Genomic DNA, 2,360 nt, shown 5'->3' with positions numbered 1-2,360 from the left:
AAAACGGTTGACTGTTACTGCCGGTGTTGTATCCGGCAAGCCGGCCAATGCACCGATGTTCCGGGCGATGTTCATGCCTTGTTCCGCTTCCGGCATTGCACAGCCCATGATCAAATCATCGATCGGACCGTCATATCCTGCCCGGTTCAATGCTTCCCTTACAACCAATGCACCGAAATCATCCGGCCGCACAGTCGCTAGAGAGCCTTTTGTCGCTTTTCCGACCGGTGTTCTTGCTCCGGCCACGATTACTGCTTCGCGCATTTCTTTTTCCTCCTTTAATATCGAGCTATTAGTTCCGGAGCGGTTTGCCTTTAACGAGCATATGCTGCATCCGCTGCTGTGTTTTTGGTTTTGCCACTAAGCTTAAGAACGCTTCGCGCTCCAAATCGAGCAGGTATTGTTCGTCGACTAAAGTACCGTAAGGCAATTTACCGCCAGATAAAACATGGGCCAATTTTTTTGCAATCTTCAAATCGTATTCGGAAATATAGCCTGAGATGTGCATGCCTTCAGCGCCCAACAAGAGCGTTGCGTAACCTGGTTCGCCGGTGACAGGCACTTTGTCGCGTACTGGCGCCTGGTAGCCATTTTCATATAAATTAAGAGCGGCTTGTTTGGCGTCATGGATCAAGTGATCGCTGTTGACGCTGATGCCGTCTGTAAAGTTCAAGAAGTTGGTGTCGCGCGCTTCTTCAGCAGATGTCGACACTTTCGCCATCGCTATCGCTTCGAATACCTTGCTTGCAACGTTTTGGTAATCGAATGTCACGCCATGCGGCAAGCCTTTCAAATGCTTGATGTATAACTCTTTGTTTCCGCCGCCGCCAGGGATCAGCCCGACGCCTGCTTCCACAAGACCCATATACGTTTCCATCGAAGCTTGGATATGCGCAGCGTGCAGCGCCACTTCGGCTCCGCCTCCGAGGGTCATGCCGAATGGTGCGACGACGACCGGTTTCGAGCTGTATTTGATTTTCATCAACGCGTTTTGGAATGTTTTGATCGTAAAGTCCAGTTCGAAAATATTGTCGTCCTGAGCCTCCATTAAAATCATTCCCAAGTTTGCGCCGACACAGAAGTTCTTGCCTTGGTTGCCGATGACGAGCCCCTTATGGTTTTTCTCGACTTCATCGACTGCGTAATTGATCATTTGCATGATATCCAGGCCGATTGCGTTCGAACGTGAATGGAACTCAAGCAGCAGAATGCCATCGCCGATGTCGATCAAGCTAGCGCCTGAATTCGACTTCAAGACACCGTGCTTTTTCTTAAAGCGCTTCAAGTCGATCACTTTGCTATTGACCGGCACTGCCGTGTAATCTGAGCCATTGAAGAAATGAAGGTCGCCATCCACTTCTTTATAGAAGCTCTCATTGCCGCTGTCGAGCAAGCTTTGCGCGAACGCTGGAATCACATGCCCTTCTTCGGCCATCTTAGCGGCCGATTGGCGCACCCCGATAGCGTCCCATATTTCAAACGGCCCTTGTTCCCAGCCGAATCCCCATTTCATAGCGTTGTCGATGGCAACGATGTCATCAGCGATTTCGCCATGCAATTGAGCGGAATATCGCAATGTCGGAGCCAGCAAGTTCCACAGCAATTCGCCGGTGCGGTCATTTGCATAGACAAGCGTCTTCACTTTTGCGTTCAAGCCTTTTTGCTGCTTCGCCATTTCCTGTGAAGGCGTTTTCAAATTTCCGGCTGCACGGTATTCCATCGTTTCCGGATCAAGCTCCAGAATTTCTTTGTCTTTTTTCAAAAAGAAGCCTTGCCCCGACTTCGCGCCGAGCCAGCCGTTCTCCACCATTTGCTTTATAAAAGCAGGTGCTTCGAATACTTGCTGTTCTTCACCAGTCGTTTGGTCGTAGACGTTTTTCGCAACATGCATGAATGTATCAAGCCCGACAACGTCCAAGGTGCGGAAAGTCGCTGATTTCGGACGGCCAATCAATGGCCCAGTCACTGAATCCACTTCGCCGATCGAATACCCGCGGTTTTGCATTTCGCGCACCGCTACCAGCAATCCGTATGTCCCAATGCGGTTGGCGATAAAGTTCGGTGTATCTTTTGCTTCGACCACACCTTTGCCTAAACGGTCTTCCCCGAATTCTTTCATGAATTCGAGCACTTCCGGAGATGTCGTTTGAGCCGGAATCACTTCAAGCAATTTCAAATAACGCGGCGGGTTAAAAAAATGGGTGCCGAGGAAATGCTTGCCGAAGTCTTCCGAGCGCCCTTCCGCCATCGCGTTGATGCTGATGCCGGAAGTATTGGATGAAATGATCGTGCCAGGCTTTCTGACAGCATCCAATTTTTCGTATAAGGATTTTTTAACATCCAGGTTTTCGACAATGACT

2 protein-coding genes are annotated in these 2,360 nt (G+C 49.8%); both read right to left on the bottom strand.

Annotated elements, in window-relative coordinates; translation table 11 throughout:
• Positions 1-264 (bottom strand): thiolase family protein (locus EGV91_RS16980; protein ID WP_479681134.1); only part of this gene is annotated, 264 nt, incomplete at its 3' end.
• A gap of 28 nt (positions 265-292) precedes the next feature.
• Positions 293-2,360 (bottom strand): 3-hydroxyacyl-CoA dehydrogenase/enoyl-CoA hydratase family protein (locus EGV91_RS16975; RefSeq protein WP_135505834.1); only part of this gene is annotated, 2,068 nt, incomplete at its 5' end.

Source organism: Planococcus koreensis (genome assembly GCF_004761975.1).
Taxonomy (GTDB): domain Bacteria; phylum Bacillota; class Bacilli; order Bacillales_A; family Planococcaceae; genus Planococcus; species Planococcus koreensis.
This window is presented reverse-complemented; position numbering and strand designations above follow the sequence as displayed.